Origin of the sequence: Streptomyces sp. cf386 (genome assembly GCF_900103585.1) — a bacterium.
In the GTDB taxonomy this organism is placed as follows: Bacteria; Actinomycetota; Actinomycetes; order Streptomycetales; family Streptomycetaceae; genus Streptomyces.
In genome coordinates, this window is record NZ_FNHV01000005.1 from 541,980 (window position 1) to 557,501 (window position 15,522).

13 protein-coding genes and 2 pseudogenes are annotated in these 15,522 nt (G+C 69.8%); 9 read left to right on the forward strand and 6 right to left on the reverse strand.

Going from position 1 to position 15,522, the window contains the following annotated elements:
- Positions 1–118 precede the first annotated feature (118 nt).
- From BLU79_RS16250 to BLU79_RS16265, 4 genes are all read left to right on the forward strand, one after another.
- On the forward strand, positions 119–1,549 hold the full coding sequence (locus BLU79_RS16250; protein ID WP_093906452.1) for an Nramp family divalent metal transporter: 1,431 nt from the start codon (positions 119–121) through the stop codon (positions 1,547–1,549).
- A gap of 68 nt (positions 1,550–1,617) precedes the next feature.
- Positions 1,618–2,340: a PaaI family thioesterase gene (locus BLU79_RS16255; protein WP_093906501.1), complete on the forward strand. Its 723-nt coding sequence runs from the start codon at positions 1,618–1,620 to the stop codon at positions 2,338–2,340.
- Positions 2,341–2,452: 112 nt separating this feature from the next.
- On the forward strand, positions 2,453–3,871 hold the full coding sequence (locus BLU79_RS16260; protein WP_143052501.1) for a hypothetical protein: 1,419 nt from the start codon (positions 2,453–2,455) through the stop codon (positions 3,869–3,871).
- A 148-nt stretch (positions 3,872–4,019) separates the two neighbouring features.
- Positions 4,020–5,129: a beta propeller repeat protein gene (locus BLU79_RS16265; protein WP_093906454.1), complete on the forward strand. Its 1,110-nt coding sequence runs from the start codon at positions 4,020–4,022 to the stop codon at positions 5,127–5,129.
- Between the two features lie 16 nt (positions 5,130–5,145).
- Here BLU79_RS16265 and BLU79_RS16270 read toward each other — a convergent pair whose 3' ends face one another.
- Entirely contained in the window at positions 5,146–6,351 is a 1,206-nt protein-coding gene (locus BLU79_RS16270) for a glycoside hydrolase family 64 protein (RefSeq protein ID WP_093906455.1), read from the reverse strand.
- A gap of 201 nt (positions 6,352–6,552) precedes the next feature.
- On the opposite strand from BLU79_RS16270, the gene BLU79_RS16275 reads away from it, so the two are divergent.
- A complete protein-coding gene (locus BLU79_RS16275; protein WP_256333331.1) occupies positions 6,553–8,547 on the forward strand; it encodes a spermidine synthase in 1,995 nt (664 codons plus the stop codon).
- A 15-nt stretch (positions 8,548–8,562) separates the two neighbouring features.
- Here BLU79_RS16275 and BLU79_RS16280 read toward each other — a convergent pair.
- The 3 genes and pseudogenes from BLU79_RS16280 to BLU79_RS47425 form a co-directional block, all read right to left on the reverse strand.
- A pseudogene (locus BLU79_RS16280) lies at positions 8,563–8,939 on the reverse strand (hypothetical protein).
- A gap of 46 nt (positions 8,940–8,985) precedes the next feature.
- Positions 8,986–9,675 carry a haloacid dehalogenase type II gene (locus BLU79_RS16285; protein WP_093906456.1) on the reverse strand — a complete coding sequence of 230 codons (690 nt, stop codon included), beginning with the start codon at positions 9,673–9,675 and terminating at the stop codon, positions 8,986–8,988.
- Positions 9,676–9,787: 112 nt separating this feature from the next.
- Entirely contained in the window at positions 9,788–9,955 is a 168-nt protein-coding gene (locus BLU79_RS47425; RefSeq protein WP_107489295.1) for a S1 RNA-binding domain-containing protein, read from the reverse strand.
- On the opposite strand from BLU79_RS47425, the pseudogene BLU79_RS16290 reads away from it, so the two are divergent.
- Positions 9,917–10,371: pseudogene (locus BLU79_RS16290) on the forward strand (transposase); the annotation flags it as partial. The gene BLU79_RS47425 and the pseudogene BLU79_RS16290 overlap by 39 nt on opposite strands.
- A gap of 67 nt (positions 10,372–10,438) precedes the next feature.
- On the opposite strand, the gene BLU79_RS16295 reads toward BLU79_RS16290, so the two are convergent.
- Positions 10,439–12,709: an MMPL family transporter gene (locus tag BLU79_RS16295; protein WP_093906503.1), complete on the reverse strand. Its 2,271-nt coding sequence runs from the start codon at positions 12,707–12,709 to the stop codon at positions 10,439–10,441.
- 175 nt (positions 12,710–12,884) lie between these two features.
- Here BLU79_RS16295 and BLU79_RS16300 point away from each other — a divergent pair, with 175 nt between their 5' ends.
- The 3 genes from BLU79_RS16300 (at position 12,885) to BLU79_RS50005 (ending at position 15,185) form a co-directional block, all read left to right on the forward strand.
- Positions 12,885–14,057: a sensor histidine kinase gene (locus tag BLU79_RS16300; protein WP_093906457.1), complete on the forward strand. Its 1,173-nt coding sequence runs from the start codon at positions 12,885–12,887 to the stop codon at positions 14,055–14,057.
- Positions 14,032–14,694, forward strand: a complete 663-nt coding sequence (locus tag BLU79_RS16305) for a response regulator (RefSeq protein ID WP_093906458.1) — start codon at positions 14,032–14,034, stop codon at positions 14,692–14,694. Before BLU79_RS16300 ends, BLU79_RS16305 begins: the two co-directional genes overlap by 26 nt.
- Positions 14,695–14,891: 197 nt before the next feature.
- Entirely contained in the window at positions 14,892–15,185 is a 294-nt protein-coding gene (locus tag BLU79_RS50005; RefSeq protein ID WP_371131874.1) for a transposase, read from the forward strand.
- 133 nt (positions 15,186–15,318) lie between these two features.
- On the opposite strand, the gene BLU79_RS16315 is transcribed toward BLU79_RS50005, so the two are convergent.
- The coding region (locus BLU79_RS16315; RefSeq protein WP_218137777.1) for a hypothetical protein at positions 15,319–15,522 on the reverse strand (204 nt) is incomplete at its 5' end.

Below are 15,522 nucleotides of genomic sequence, written 5' to 3' on the forward strand. Positions count from 1 at the left end.
TTCAGGGCCGGCCGCCCCCGAACGCCCCCACGCACGCGCCCGGCACCACGACTCACCCCCCACCCGTCCCCATACCGGATACCGGCGACGACGCCGGAAGATCCCCCTAGGACCTGACATGGCCATCACGTCGACCGACGGCGCCGCCGCGGCGCCGACACCCGCGCAGCCCGACCCGTACGCGCTGCGTGCCGAAGACGCCCGCCCGGCCCCCGACTCCTTCCGTGGCCGCCTGCGCCACCTCGGCCCCGGGCTCATCCTGTCCGCCGCGGTGGTCGGCTCCGGTGAACTGATCACCACCACCGCGCTCGGCGCGAAGGCGGGCTTCGCCCTGCTGTGGCTCGTGATCATCTCGACCGCGGTCAAGGTCTGGGTGCAGATGGAGCTGGCCCGCTGGACCATCCTCAACGGCCGCCCCGCGCTGGACGGCTTCCGCGATGTCGGACCCCGCATCGGCCGCCTGAGCTGGATCAACTGGCTCTGGATCGGCATGGACTTCGCGAAGATGTTCCAGCGCGGCGGCATCATCGGCGGTACCGCGGCCGCCTGTTCCATCCTCTTCCCGATCCACGGCGGGTCGCTGAGCACCGCGTCCCTCACGATCTGGGCCGTGATCGTCACCGCCGCCGCCATCCTCATCCTCCAGACGGGCAAGTACCACGTCGTCGAGCGCGTCGAGGTCATCGGCATCACGCTCAAGACGGTGATCACCGTCGGCCTGGCACTCGCCCTGCCGCTCACCGCCTTCGGGTACGGCACCGAGCAGTTCGTCGACGGGCTCAGCTTCCAGATCCCGGCCGGCACGGTCGGCATCGCCCTCGCCATGTTCGGCATCACCGGCGTCGGAGCCGACGAGATGACGACGTACACCTACTGGTGTCTGGAAAAGGGCTACGCCCGCTGGACCGGCCCCGACGACGGGACCGAGCAGCGCGCCCGGCGCGCCGAGGGCTGGCTCAAGGTCATGCGGCTCGATGTGGGCGTGTCCTGGATCGTGTGCACCCTCTGCACCCTGTCGTTCTACGTGATCGGCGCCTCCGTGCTGCATCCGCAGGGTCTGGTGCCCGAGGGCAACGACATGATCACCACGCTGTCGCACAGCTACACCGACACGCTCGGCCCCTGGGCCGAGTACCTCTTCCTGGCCGGCGCGATCTCCGTGCTCTTCTCGGTCACCGTCGCCTCGTCGGCCAGCGTCCCGCGGCTGTGGACCAACACCCTCGGTCTGCTCGGCGTGATCGACTGGAAGGACATGCGCGTCCGCACCCGCACCATCCGGATCCTCACCTGGTGCCTGCCCCCGGTGTGGATGTCCTTCTTCCTGTGGGTCCAGTCCCCGGTCCTGATGGTGCAGATCGGCGGCATCGGCGGCGGCATCTTCCTCCTCGCCGTCGTGATCGCGGTCTGGCGCCTGCGCTACACCGGCGTCCCGCCCCGTTTCCGCGCCAACCCCTGGCTCACCGCCGCCCTCGTCATCAGCAGCGCGGCGATCCTCTTCCTCGGGGTGTACGGAGTGCTCAACACCCTGGGCCTCACGCCGGGCAGCTGAGCCGGCACGCCACCTCGGCCGGCCCAGTCGGCATGAGCGTGATCCTGAGGTGTGGTGAAGTGGGGATCATGACGACGAGTGACGCGATCGTGGTGCCGGAGCTGTACATCGGCTACCCCGAGGTGGCCTTCGGCGGCTACGTCGCGGGCGTGTTGGCGGAGAGGTCCGGGGCGCGGACGGTGCGGGTGGACTTCCGTGGGCCGGTGCCGGTCGAGGTGCCCGTGCGGATCGCCGAAACGGCGGACGGTGGCGTGGAGTTGGGCGACGCCGAACGACCCCTGGCCTCCGCGCGTCCCGCCGAGTTGCAGGTCGACCCGCCTGCCGCGCCCTCCTGGGACGACGCGGCCGCCGCGGCCGAAAGGTTCCGGGCTGCGCCGCCGTCGGGTGTGGTCGACTGCTTCGGCTGCGGCCTGCGCGCCGCTGACCGCGGTCTGCGCGTGTACTGCTCCCCGGTGCCGGGTCTCGACCTCGTCGCCTCGGCCTGGATCCCGTCGCACGCTTTCGCCGACCCTGACGGCCTGCTCCCCACCCACCTGGTCTGGGGCGCCCTGGACTGCCCGGGAAACTGGGCGGGCCGCTTCCTCGGCACCCAGCGCCCGGGTGCGGTCACCGCGTCTCTCACGGGCACGATTCTGCGGCCGGTCGCCGCGGGTGAGCCGTACATCGCATACGCGTGGCTGCTGTCGGAGTCCGGCCGCAAGCACACGATGGGCGCGGCGGTCGCCACGGCCGAAGGCGAACTGTGCGCCGTCTCCGAGGCGTTGTGGATTGATCCCAGGCCGGCCCCCTGAGGAGCCCCGCCCCCTGAGTCGACTGCGGGGCTCGCCGTACGACGTGACCCTGCGTCAATCGTTGCTCACGCACGACTGGATGCGATGTGCGTCTCCCGGGCACCATACGCGCATGACCGATGACTCCAGGGTTTCGCCGTCAGCTCCACCGGCGCCTCGCTCCAAGCGACGCAATGCCGTGCTGGCGCTGTACGACAGTCCCGTTCATCGGGACTGGGCGTTCTGGATGACCGTCGGCTGGGGGCTCCTGACAGCCGTCTCCATTCCCTCCGGCGATCAGCCCACCGAGTTGCCGGTATGGCTGGACACGCTTCTCGCCGTGCTGACGTTTGTCATCCTTTTCGGCGTCTTTCCCACCTGGCTCCGGTTGCTCGTCAGACGCTGGCTGGCGCGCAGGCGTGACCGCTCGCCCCACTCCTTTGCCGGGGCCCCGCCCGGTGCAGCTGATCGCGCCGCCGCTCCCTCCGCTCGTCGGCCCACTGCGCCGCCCGTGACAACGCCTCCGCAGCCACGTACTGAACCGGCACGACGCCGGCCTCCACCTCCCCGAACTCAGTCCCCGCACCAGCAACGGGAGGCTTCGGAACCCCAGCGGGTGCAGCAGAGCGTTCCGCTCGCCAAGGACGACACGAAGCCGCCTTCCACCTCCGCGGTATGGGTGGACGCCCGGAACAAGATGCCCCACCCCGTTGCCCGCGCCCTTCGCACGCTCCAGCAGGCGAATACCAGCAAGGAGCAGTACGAGGCGTTGCTCGATGCGGCTGAGATCCTCGCGATCAGCGTCAGCGTCACCGCGGCTGCTCTCCTGCGGGGGAAGAGCGGTGGCAGCGAAGGGAGCGAGGAGAGCGGCCGGCGCAACCTCTCCACGCTCCGCAGCGCCCTCCTCGCCGGAGGGGGTGCGACGTTCGGGACCTGGACCAACTGGCTGGAAGCCCTCCGCCCGTTCGCCGCGAGCCACCCTGATGTCGTTCCCGGGCTCCCGAACGCGCTGCGGGGCGACCTCCACACCACTGGGCTGGTCGACCACCTCAACGCCCTGCGCACGGAAAGGAATCGCGCCGCCCACGGCGACAGGCCCCAGAGTGCGGGCGAGTCCACCGTACGAGTGGCGGAGATCAGACCCCACCTCGAGCAGGCACTGATCAAGGCCGAGTTTCTGACGCGGTTACCGTGGCTGCTGACCGTTTCCTGCTCTTACCGGCCGAGGTCGGACACGTTCGACGTTGTCGCACACCACGTGATGGGTGATCACCCGGATTTCGAGCGACGGGAGTTCACCTGGCCCGATCCCGTGGCCAACGACGTGTTCTACGTCTTGAGCGCCGAAGGCCCGGTCACGCTGTCCCCCTTCGTCGCCAGTCTGTTCTGCCCGCAATGCCGGCAGATGGAGGTCTGCTATTCCGCCCGGGCCGCCAAGAACACCGGGCCCGCGACCCTCAAGAGCTTCGCCCGAGGGCACACCGTCCACTCCCCCGACCTCGGCGACGAGATTCGCTCACTGCCCGACCACCGGCAGGGAACCGCACCGTGAAAGGGGTTGACCCGCAAAGATCCTGGCGCCGCGTTTCAGGGGGATTTGTCACTTGAGCAACTAGACCTCTGCGGTTCGCTGGTTCACGGTGGTCCCTCCTGTCCGCCCATCCGACTGGAGGGACCCCGCGGTGAGACGAAGGCGTTTTGTGGCAGGGGCGATCGGCACGGTCTCGGGGATCGCGCTCGGCCCGCCTCCGGCCCAGGCCGATTTAGCGACGCCCCGGACACAGGAATGGCAGGCCGTGCCGGCGCCCGGCAGCACTCCGGCCGCGCAGCTGCGTCGTATCGCCGCTGCCGGACCCCAACTGGCCTGGGCCGTGGGCGAGGAAGGCCGCGTCGGGGCGTCGCAGGGGCGGGGGCTGGCCATGCTGTGGAACGGCAGCGCCTGGACGAAGACCGACCTGTCGCACCTGAACCACACCCGGTTGACCGACGTCGCCGGTGTCTGCGCCGCCTCGGCGTGGAGTGTGGCCCAGCCCGCCGGAACCGGTAGCCCGCTGCTGAGCTGGGACGGAGCGACTTGGCGCGAGGCGACGTTCCCGGGCTTGGGCGAGTCGGACGTTCGCCTGAACGCGGTGGCGGTCGGCCCGGACCGGCAGGTGTGGATCAGCGGCAGCCGAGGCGGAGCCGCCCGTCTGCTCCACGGGGAGGGGCAAGAATGGCAATGGCTGGACCCGCTGCCCGTCGAGAGCGCGAATCTGTACCGGGTCGTCCTGCGCTCCCCGGGCGAGGTCTGGGTGAGCGGTGACCAGTCGAACGGCGGGGGCTGGTCGGGGCTTGTGGCCCGCTGGGACGGGACGTGGACGGTCCTGCCCCCGGTAGCGGGCCTGCGTCTGGGCATAGCCGACGTCCACTCGGCCGGTCCGGACGATGTATGGGCGGTGGGCACCGAGGCCGGCATCGGCGGCCCGCCGGGCCGTCCCGGCAACCCTGTCCTGGGCCACTGGGACGGCACGTCCTGGACCCGAGAGGAAGTGGGCTTCACCGTCGGGTCGTTGAGTGGAATCGCGGGCGACGCACAGGGCCGCGCCACATGGATATCGGGCTGGAACTACCAGGACCAGAGCCGCAGTACGTATCTGCACCGCGACGAGAGCGCCTGGACCGTCGTGCGAGGCCCGGCCGAAGCGGCGCCGGCCCCGTACCTGAACGACGTGACGTCCGTTCCCGGCACCACGGAGTTCTGGTCGGTGGGCATGACCAGTCCCACACCGGCCCCTCCGACCGAGGCGTACACGGAACGCCTCGAAGCCTGACGCGGCCCCCGGGACATCAGTTGAAGGGCTCCAGTGTGAGGTAGGCCTGGCGTGGGCTGCCGTCGTGGACGAGCGCCTCGTGATGGCCGACGTCGTCGAAGGCGAACGCGTACGCCTTCCCGTCGGCCATCTGCGCGTGGATCGTGCGGGCGTAGTGGTTGGTGACGCCGTCCTTGTAGAAGGCGTCGGCACTGGAGTCGGGCTGGTTGGGGTTGACCAGGAGCGTGGAGCGGTTGAACCCGGCGCACAGGGTGCGCGAAATCGGGCCGCGTACGAGGTCGTTCGGCGCGTCGAGCTTCCTGTGGCAGCCGAAGATGGAGGAGGCGTCCGGCTTCTCGAAGCTGGTGACGACGGCGCCGGCGCTGTTGGTGAAGTTCATGACGCCGCCGGAGACCCGGCCGTAGTACTTGGTGGTGGGCTGGTCGGCGAATGGCGTGACCGTCAGTGTCGAGGTGGCGTACTTCTGCCAGACGCGGTTGACGTAGTCGTCCATGACCGAAGTCGGCAGCGCCCCGGTCTCCACTCCGTACAGCGGCGACAGGGCGCGCAGCACGGTGCCGTCGGGGCGGGTCTGGATCAGGTTGGCCCAGCCTCCGGGCTGCGCCCTGAGGGCGTTGAAGAAGCCGTTGTACCCGCCGGGCTTGAGCCGGCCGGTGCTTGCGGTGCTGCCGTCCGCTCGCTGCACTCCGACCGCGTACGGCGCGGAGAACATGTCGACCTGGGTGCTGTTGATCCACAGGCCGGAGTCGTTGAGCGTGTACTCCGACCAGTTGAACAGGATGTTCCGGTTCGGGTCGGTCGGGTTCTGCACGGCGGGCTGAACCAGGCCTCCCGTGGTGAGCTTGAACACCAGTTTCTGGCCGTAGGAGAAGTACACGCGGCCGGAGAACTTCGGTATGCGGATGGTTGCCGACTGCCCCGCCGCCGGCCCCGGGATCGCGGCGTCCGGCGCGGGAGTCGGCGGGTTCCCGCCCGCCGGCCAGGGATGGAACGTGCCGTTGGCGTCGGCCCAGCCCTGTCGTCCGGTCGACAGTTCCGTGCCCAGGTTGTAGATGTACAACTGCTCGCCGCGGGCCGAGTTGTTGGTGATCTGCAAAGGGATGGTCGCCGGGACGGCGGCGTGGGCCGGTGCACCCACTCCGGTCCCGAGAAATACACCGGCGAGGGCCGTGGCGAGGAACAACCTCACAGCTGCGGCTCGGTGTCCGAGTGTCCGTAACATGCTCTGTCTCCGTTCGACAACGGCCGATTCAGGAAATCCTGAGAGCGCTCTCAGAGTCCCGCTTTGGTACGGACCTGTCAATGAACCGGAATGAAGTAGACCGGCAAGGCAGCTCGACTCGTCGGCCAGAAGCTGGCACCGTAAACCGACGTGAAGGTGAACAAAAGCGGGCAAACAGAAAGCTCGGTGCGCTGGAGGCTCGTGCTGGCCAGCACCACCATGCTCTTCGTCGAGCTGGCGCTGATCAGGTGGGCGGGCGCCAACGTCGTCCACCTCAGCTACTTTTCGAACTTCATCCTGCTGGGGTCGTTCCTCGGCATCGGCATCGGGTTCCTGATCCCCGCCGCGCGCGGACAGTGGCTCAAACGCTGGACACCGATCCCCCTCGCGCTTCTCGTCATCCTCGTCCGCGCGTACCCGGTGCAGGTACGCCAGAGCAGCAGTGAGGTCATCTACTTCACGGCCGTGAAGACCACCGGCCTGCCCCAGTGGGTGACCCTGCCGGCCATCTTCCTGCTGACCGCGGTGATCATGGCCGGGATCGGCAAGATCACCGCAGATCTCTTCCGCCAACTCCCCTCGCTCGATGCCTACCGCTACGACCTGCTCGGCAGCATCACCGGCTCGGTCGCTTTCGCCGCACTGTCCTGGCTCCGTGCCCCCTCGGTCGTGTGGGGCGTACTCGCCGCCGCGGCCCTGCTGATCCTCGGCGGGCGCCGCAACACCCTGCTGTACGGCATCCCCCTCACGGCGATGGTCGCCGCGCTGTTCCTGGAGACGACGACGGCCGGCATCTCCTGGTCGCCCTACTACAAGATCGAGCTCAAGCCCTCGCCGACCGCCACCCGGACGTACTACATCTCCGCCAACGGCGTCCCGCACCAGAGCACCGCACCGCTCCCGGTGCTGATGCGGGAGAACTCGCCCTATCGGCAGGCGTACGAGCAGACACCACGCAACCCGCACAAGCGGGTGCTGATCATCGGGGCCGGCAACGGCAATGACGTCGCCGTCGCACTGGCGCACGGAGCCCAGCGCGTGGACGCGGTGGAAATCGATCCCCGTCTACAGGAGATCGGCGCACAGCTGCACCCCGCCAGGCCCTACGACGACCCCAGGGTGCACGTCTACATCAACGACGGACGGGCATTCCTGGAGCGGACGAACGCCAAGTACGACCTCATCGTCCTGGCGCTCCCTGACTCCCTGACGCTGGTGTCAGGTGCGAGCAATCTGCGGCTGGAGAGCTACCTGTTCACCCGGCAGGCGTTCGAGGCGGCCCGCGATCACCTGGCGCCGGACGGCGCGTTCGCCATGTACAACTACTACCGCAAGAGCTGGTTGGTCGACCGCTTCGCCGGCGATCTCGACGACCTCTACGGCCACGCCCCCTGTATGACGACGTTCAAACGGAACGCGGCCGTGCTGGTGGCCGGGATGACCCCCGCCGACCAGTCCTGCAAGCAGACCTGGCAGCCCAGCGGCCCGGTCCCGGCCGCCGCGACCGATGACCACCCCTTCCCATACCTGCTGCACCGGAACATCCCCACGCTGTATCTGGGCGCCCTGGGCGCGATCCTGCTGGTGACGCTGCTGTCGGTGCGCCTGGCCGGGGTTCGCCTCCGAAGCACCGTCCGCTACACCGACATGTTCCTGCTGGGCGCGGCCTTCATGCTGCTCGAGACGAAGAACGTGATCGGCTTCGCGCTCTACTTCGGTACGACCTGGCTGGTCAACGCCCTCGTCTTCTTCGGCGTCCTGGTCTCCGTCCTGGCCGCCGTCGAGGTCCGACGCAGACTGCGGCGGGTCAACCAGCTGGTGCTTCAGCTCATGCTCTTCGGCTCCCTCGCGGTGGCCTGGCTCGTCCCGGCGCAGGCGGTGCTCTCGCTGCCCTTCGCCGGCCGACTCACCGCCGCGATCGCCCTGGCCTTCGCTCCCATCTTCTGCGCCAACCTCATCTTCTCCGACCGACTCGCCCTCGCCCCCGACCCGACGTCCGCGTTCGGCGCGAACCTGCTGGGCGCGCTGACCGGGGGCGCGCTCGAGTACCTGGCCCTGATGACGGGCTATCAGACGCTGCTGCTGATCGTCGCCGCGCTGTACCTGGCGGCATGCATCGCCATGCGCTTCACCGGACGCGGACCCGGACAGCAGACAACCCGGATGCCGGACGAGACAGTGACCATCAAGACGTGACCGGACGGGCGGATCTCAGAGCCATCGCTGTGCCGCCTCGACGCTGCCCCCGCCACTGGTGTTGAACGCGATGGCGGCCTGAGGCGCATGGCGGTGGGTCAGGTTCACGATCCGCTCGAAGAGCGGCAGCAGCTGCTCGGTCTTACGGATCCCACCGCCGACGACCACGACGTCCCAGGGGCGCTCGGTCCACGACATCCCAGGGACGCTCGGTCAGCGACGCGACGAGAGAGCGGACTCGGCCGTTTGTCGAACACGACCAACGCCATGGCCGCGTCGATACCGTGCTCGCCGAACCGGGCCAGCTCCGCATCGAGAGCCGCGCTCAGGGCCTCCCTGTCGACGCCGGGTATCGCTTGCGGGTCGTAACCGACAACAAGTGCAGAAGGCATGCGGGCAACCTACCGAGCCGTGCCCGCGCATGATCGGCCGGAGGCCCTAGGCGTGGACGAGTTGGTCGGCCAAGTCGGCCAGGTCGTCGGCGTGCAGGTCGAACCTGTCCGAGGAGATGGGCGGGTCGCCGACGGGGCGGGCGACGTAGGCGGTGCGCAGGCCGAGGCCCTGGGCTCCGCGCAGGTCCCAGGCGTGCGCGGCGACCATCAGGAGCCGCTCCGGTGGTCGTCCGGAGACGGTGACGGCCAGCTTGTAGACCGCTGGGTCCGGCTTGTAGGTCCGGGCTTCTTCAGCGGACAGAGCCTGATGCCAGCGCAGCCCGGCATGTGCGTTGAGTCCCAGCAGCGCCGTCCGGCTCGCGTTGGAGAGGCCGATCAACGGGAACCGTTCGGCGAGCCGGGCGAGCCCTGCCACGGTGTCGGGCCACGGCGGGAGCCTGCGGCCCGACAGGGCCAGCGCCGCCACGGCGGTCGGGTCGTCGACTCCGACGGCATCGGCGACGAGCCGGGCGGCCTCCAGGTCGAGGACGTCGCTGGTGAGGTAGGGCCGGGCGCCATCGACGATGCGGCGTTGCTCGCGCTCGATGTGCTGCTGCCACAGCGACAGAAGCCGCTCGACGCTGGGAGTGTCGAGCGACGGGTCGAGTTCACGAATGCCGGCACGGATACCGGCGGGTTCGTCGACCAGCGTGCCGAGCACGTCGAACACGATGGCATCGATCTCTGGCTCTGACATGAGAGGGGTCTCCTGGACGCAGCAGGGGCGGGCGAGTGGCTGTTGGCCGAACACGGCCGGCAGCCACCGTGATTCCCGAACCGCGTCTCACGCAGACCGCAGCGCGGCCTGGTCAGAGCTCTGAGGCAGCTTGCCGGTGCGAGAGGGTGATACGCCGTCGCGACAGGTCGACTTCCAGGATCTTGACCGGCAAGGCGTCACCGACCTTGATACTGCTCGAGTAGCCATCGGCCAGTTCGGAGTCGGACGTTCCAGCGGCGGGCAGACCAGCAAGGTCCACCTCGCCGCCGACCGCAAGTGCCGCCCGCCGGCGTTCATCCTGACCACAGGCCAGGTAGCGGACAGCCCGCAGTTCATCCCCGTCCTGAAGAAGGTACGGGTACGCGGGCCCGTCGGCCGGCCCCGCATCCGGCCGGACGCGCCCACCTGCGCAAACGCCGCATCAAGGCGGTCATCCCGGAGAAGAAGGACCAGGCCGCCAACCGGAAGAAGAAGGGCTCCAGAGGTGGCCGACCCGTCAGCCACGACGCCGATCTCCACAAGGAGCGGAACACCGTCGAACGCCTGATCAACAAGCTCAAAGCATGGCGAGGCATCGCCACCCGATACGACAAGACTCCCGACAGCTACCTCGCCGGTCTCCACCTGCGCGCCTCGATGATCTGGATCAAGGACCTCACCAGGACCACCCGATGATCACGACTCGATATGCCCCTAGGTGACGCGCTGAGGTGCCGGACGCCAAGGTCGGGCAGGAGTTGGGTCAACGGTCAACCAGCCGTGGACGCGGGGCCTCACCCGTGGATTCCGCGTCGGTGTCGTCGGTGCCGACCGGGCCGCGGGGAAGCATCCGGTCCAGCCACTTCGGCAGCCACCAGTTGGTCCGGCCGAGGAGTGTCATGGTCGCCGGTACCAGCACCATGCGTACGACCGTGGCGTCGATGAAGATCGCGGTGGCCAGGCCGAGCCCGAACATTTTGGTGGAGGGGTCGTCGGCGACGGCGAAGGACAGGAAGACCGCCACCATGATGAGGGCGGCCGAGGTGATGATCCGGGCGGTGCGCGAGACGCCCTCAACGATCGCCGTGCCGTTGTCGCCGGTGCGCAGGTACTCCTCTCGTACGCGGGAGAGGAGGAACACCTCGTAGTCCATCGACAGGCCGAACAGGATGGCGAAGAGGAACATCGGGATGAACGACACGATCGGAACCGTCGCTTCCAGCCCGATGAGTGCGCCTCCCCAGCCCCACTGGAAGACCGCGACCATGATGCCGTAGGCCGCGCCGATGCTCAGCAGATTCAGCAGTACCGCCTTGAACGGTACGAGTATCGAGCGGAAGACCAGCATCAGCAGCAGGAACGACATCGCCAGCACGGCGGCGACGAACACCGGCAGGCGTTGGCTGGTGCGTTGGCCCACATCGGACAGGCTCGCGGCGGCGCCGCCGACGTGGGCCCTGGCCGGGCCGTGCCCGATCGCCGTGGGCAGCACGTCGGTGCGCAGCCGGGCGATGGTGTCGGCCGTGGCCTTGTCCTGAGGGCTGGTGGTCGGGAACACCACGAGGGTCGCGATGCCGGTGGCCCGATCGATGTGCGTCGGCGCGACGGATGCGATGCCCGGATCCGCCGCGACCGCCCCGACGAGTCGGTCCAGCACTCCCGGATCACCGGTGGGGTCCGCGGCGATGACGAGGGGACCGTTGGTGCCCGGGCCGAACCCCTCGGCGACGAGGTCGTAGGCCCGGCGCTCGGTACGGCTGTGGGGCAGTGAGCCGTCGTCGGGCAGGCCGACGCGCAGGCCGAGCACGGGCAGCGTCGCGGTCAGCAGCAGCCCCGCCGCGCCGACCGCGTACGGCACCGGGTGCCGGCTGACGTGCCCGATCCAGCGACGCCACCCGGCGGCGTGGGCGGCGCCTGCCTCCGGGTCCCGCCGCCGTGCGAGTCGGCCCGGCTTCCTGGTCTGCAGAGCCCGGCCGATCCGGCCGGCCCGGGCCAGGCGCGGGCCCGCCGCGCCGAGGAAGGCCGGCAGCAGCGTCACCGACGCGAGCACCATCGTCAGGACGACGATCGAGACGGCAACCGCGCCCACCGTCATGAACGGCACGTTCGCGACCGCCAGGCCGAGGATCGACACGACGACGGTGCCGCCGGCGAAGACCACCGGCCGCCCCGCCGTTGCCACCGCTCGTCCGGCCGCCGCCTGCGGATCGAGCCCGCACGCGAGGTACTCCCGGTGCCTGGCGAGCACGAACAGCGCGTAGTCGATGCCCACTCCGAGCCCGACCATGCTGCCCAGGACCGGTGCGAAGGTGGGGACGTCCGTGACCCCCGCCAGTACCGTCATCGTGGCGACCCCGACGGTCAGCCCGAAGACCGCCATGCCGATCGGCAGCGCGGCGGCGACGAGCGAACCGAACGCCAGGAACAGGATCGCGGCCGCGGCGAGGAGGCCGATCAGCTCGCTCGCACCGCCGTCGGGGTCGGAGAAGGCGTAGAAGAGGTTCCCGCCCATCTCGATACGCAGGGGCAGTTCGGCGCGCAGCCGGTCGCCGAGATCGACGAGGGCGTCGAGGTCTTCGGCCGACAGCCGGCTCTGGTCGGGGTACTGCACCCGGACGACCGCGATCCGCCCGTCGGCCGAAACGAGGCCGCCGCGCACGGCGGTGTCCCCGCCCGTGTCGAGCGCCCCCGCCGGGTCGCTCGTGCCGAGCACGTGCGGCAGCCGCTTCACCTCGGCCCGCAGCCGCGTGAGAGCGGTGCGCGCGCCGTCGTCGTCGAAGAACGTCGCACCGTCGTCGAGGGGGGTGACGACCACTTGGGCGGTCATCCCCTCCTGGCCGGTGCCGGCCCGCTCGATCAGTTCCGCGGCCCGTTGGGAGTCCAGTCCCGGAGCGGTCAACGAGTCCGCAGTCCGCCCGCCGAAGGCGACGGCGGCGAGGACGGCGAGTGTGGCGGCGATCAGCCATGCCGCGATCACCCGCCAGGGATGGCGGGCGGCGCTTGCGCCCAGGCGCAACAGGGCTTTCGAGAGCATCGGGTCCTCCAACCACCTCGTCGGCCGTCCTTGTACGGCCGCCGATGCCGAGGCTCGTCGCCACGGCGTTCCGCGGCATCGGCCCGCGGGCCGCGGATCCGTCGGCCCCGGGGCGGAGTGACGACCCGTCCTTTCGGCCGATGCGCGGCACGCCGCGGTCCCTAGGCTGAGAACCGTGCTCCGAGACGACCTGCGAACCCTGTGGACCGAACCCCGGCCGCCCGACGCGCCCGCCCGGGTGCGGAGGGACTGGGCGCTGCTCGCCGCGGGGCTTGCCGGTGTGGCGCTGGAGGCCACCCTGCGCGAGAACGTCGTGTGGCGGCCGGTGGCGGTGGTGTTCGCCGTATGGCTGTGCCTGCTGCCCCTGTGGCGCCGGACCCGCCCGCTGGCGATGGTGACGCTGGCGTTCGGCTCGGTGATCCTGCTTCAGGCGGCCTCGCTCGTCGCCGCACCGCGCGAGCCCGTCGGCCTGTACACCGGCGCGGTCGTGCTCGTGCTGGTGTACGCGCTGCCCCGGTGGGGATCGGGACGCGAGATCGTGCTGGGCGGCGCGGTGATCCTCGCGACCGGCGCGCTGTGTTCCGTCACGGACGAGACCCCGGTCGTCGAAAATGTCGTGGGCTTCGTCTTCCTGCTGCTGCCCGGCGTGGTCGGGGCTGCCGTGCGGTTCCGGGTGACCGCTCGCGAGCGGCAGGTGGAGCAGGTGCGCTCCCGCGAGCGCGAGCAGCTCGCCCGGGAACTGCACGACACGGTGGCCCACCACGTGTCGGCCATGGTGATCATCGCCCAGGCGGGCCGGGTGCTCGCGGGCACCGACCCGTCCGCCGCCGTCGCGGCGCTGGAGGGGGTCGAGGAGGAAGGGGCGCGCACGCTGGAGGAAATGCGCGCCATGGTCGCCGCGCTGCGCGACCGCGGGGTCGGCGCCGAGCTGGCGCCCCCTGCCGGAGTCGCGGATCTGGAGCGCCTGGTGCGCACCCCGGGTGCTCGCCTCAGGGTCGACCTGGGGCTCGACGGCGAACTGGACGCGCTGCCCCCGGCCGTGGACGCGGCCGTCTACCGGATCGTGCAGGAGTCGGTGACCAACGTGCTGCGCCATGCGGTCGACGCGACCGAGCTCGTCGTTCGGGTCGCCGCGGAACGGCACACGGTACGGGTGAGTGTGCGCGACAACGGCCGGCGCACCGGCCGGGGTCGCGACGGATACGGACTTACCGGACTGCGCGAGCGCGCGACCCTGCTAGGCGGCACACTACGAGCCGGCCCGGGTACCGACCGGGGCTGGCGTGTCGAAGCCGAACTGCCGAGAGCGAGGAGCGAGAGCGGTGTCCATTCGCGTCCTCGTCGCTGACGACCAGACGATCATCCGCACCGGGTTGCGGATCATGCTGAACGCCCAGCCCGGCATCGAGGTGGTCGGCGAGGCCGCCGACGGGCGGGAAGCGGTACGTCTGGCCCGCGAACTACGCCCAGACGTCTGCCTGTTCGACATCCGCATGCCCGTACTCGACGGGCTCGAGGCCACCCGGCTGGTCGCCGGCCCGGGCGTCGCCGACCCGCTGGCCGTGGTCGTCATCACCACGTTCGACCTCGACGAGTACGTCTACGGCTCACTGCGTGCCGGCGCCCGCGGATTCCTCCTCAAGGACACGGGACCGGACCTTCTGGCGCAGGCCGTACGGTCGGCGTCCGACGGTGAGGCGCTCATCGCGCCCAGCGTCACCGTCCGTCTGCTCCAGACATTCGCGGACCTGCCCGCCGGCCGGCCCGTGGCCCAGCCGGTGTCCCCCGTCACCGCCCGCGAGGAGCAGGTGCTCCTCGCCGTCGCCCGCGGGCTGACCAACACCGAGATCGCCGACGCGCTGCACATCAGCCTCAGCACGGTGAAGACGCATCTGGCCAGCCTGATGGCCAAACTCGGCGCCCGCAACCGGGTCGAGATCGCGATGTGGGCCTACGAAACGCGCCGTATCCTCCCCGGCACCTGAGCCGGGTGCCGGGCCATGTCCCATGAGTCCCCGCCCGGACATCAGTGCACCGGTCGGCTCACGTCGGCTCCACGTGCCTCACCCGCCCCAGAGCGTGACGTACCAGGAGGCCGGAAAGGGGACGGTGAGACACCCGATACGACAAGACTCCCGACAGCTACCTCGCCAGTCTCCACCTGCACGCCTCGATGATCTGGATCAAAGACCTCACCAGGACCGGCGGACAGTGGCGGGAGATGCCGCAGGAGTTCGACGCCTGGTCCACCGTCCACAACCGCCTCCGGCAGTGGTCTGACGCCGGCGTCTTCGAGGCCCTGCCGGGGAGCCCGACGCGGAAGCAACGAAGCGGGGCGCGGTGGACCTGTCCCTCCCGGAGAAGAGGACCAGGCCGCCAACCGGAGGAGGAAGGGCTCTGGGGGCGGTCTGCCCGTCAGCCACGACGCCGACCTCTGCAAGGAAAGCGTGGTGTTGTAGGGGCTGACGTCTCGTGATCCCTGCGTAATGCCGCCGTGGTCAGTAGGAACGGTGACGGGCGGTCAGCGGCAGGTCGTTCAGCGTGGAGTCCTGGTGTCAGTCTCTCCTGACGGCATCGGGTCTTCCCCGAAGCCGGGTATGGCGGTGGACTCAGCGCCAGTCGTCGATCACGTAGGCGTCTGGGTGGCTGTAGCCAGGTTCGTTGGGCTTGTGCATGGTCACACCTTGCAGCCAGGTACGGAAACCGCGGTCGACCATGCGCCGGTAGGCATCCTGGCGGGCCAGGCTCATTCCGGCGTCCAGTTGTCCCAGTCCCTTCTCGGTGGCCAGCTGCTCGCACGCGTTCAGCAGTCG

Excerpts from the sequence above, each read along its gene's own strand:
- BLU79_RS16285 (WP_093906456.1), bottom strand. The coding sequence starts at position 9,675 with ATGTCAGAGCCAGAGATCGATGCCATCGTGTTCGACGTGCTCGGCACG.
- BLU79_RS16295 (WP_093906503.1), bottom strand. The coding sequence starts at position 12,709 with ATGCTCTCGAAAGCCCTGTTGCGCCTGGGCGCAAGCGCCGCCCGCCAT.
- BLU79_RS16255 (WP_093906501.1), top strand. The coding sequence starts at position 1,618 with ATGACGACGAGTGACGCGATCGTGGTGCCGGAGCTGTACATCGGCTAC.
- BLU79_RS16250 (WP_093906452.1), top strand. The coding sequence starts at position 119 with ATGGCCATCACGTCGACCGACGGCGCCGCCGCGGCGCCGACACCCGCG.
- BLU79_RS16260 (WP_143052501.1), top strand. The coding sequence starts at position 2,453 with ATGACCGATGACTCCAGGGTTTCGCCGTCAGCTCCACCGGCGCCTCGC.
- BLU79_RS16270 (WP_093906455.1), bottom strand. The coding sequence starts at position 6,351 with ATGTTACGGACACTCGGACACCGAGCCGCAGCTGTGAGGTTGTTCCTC.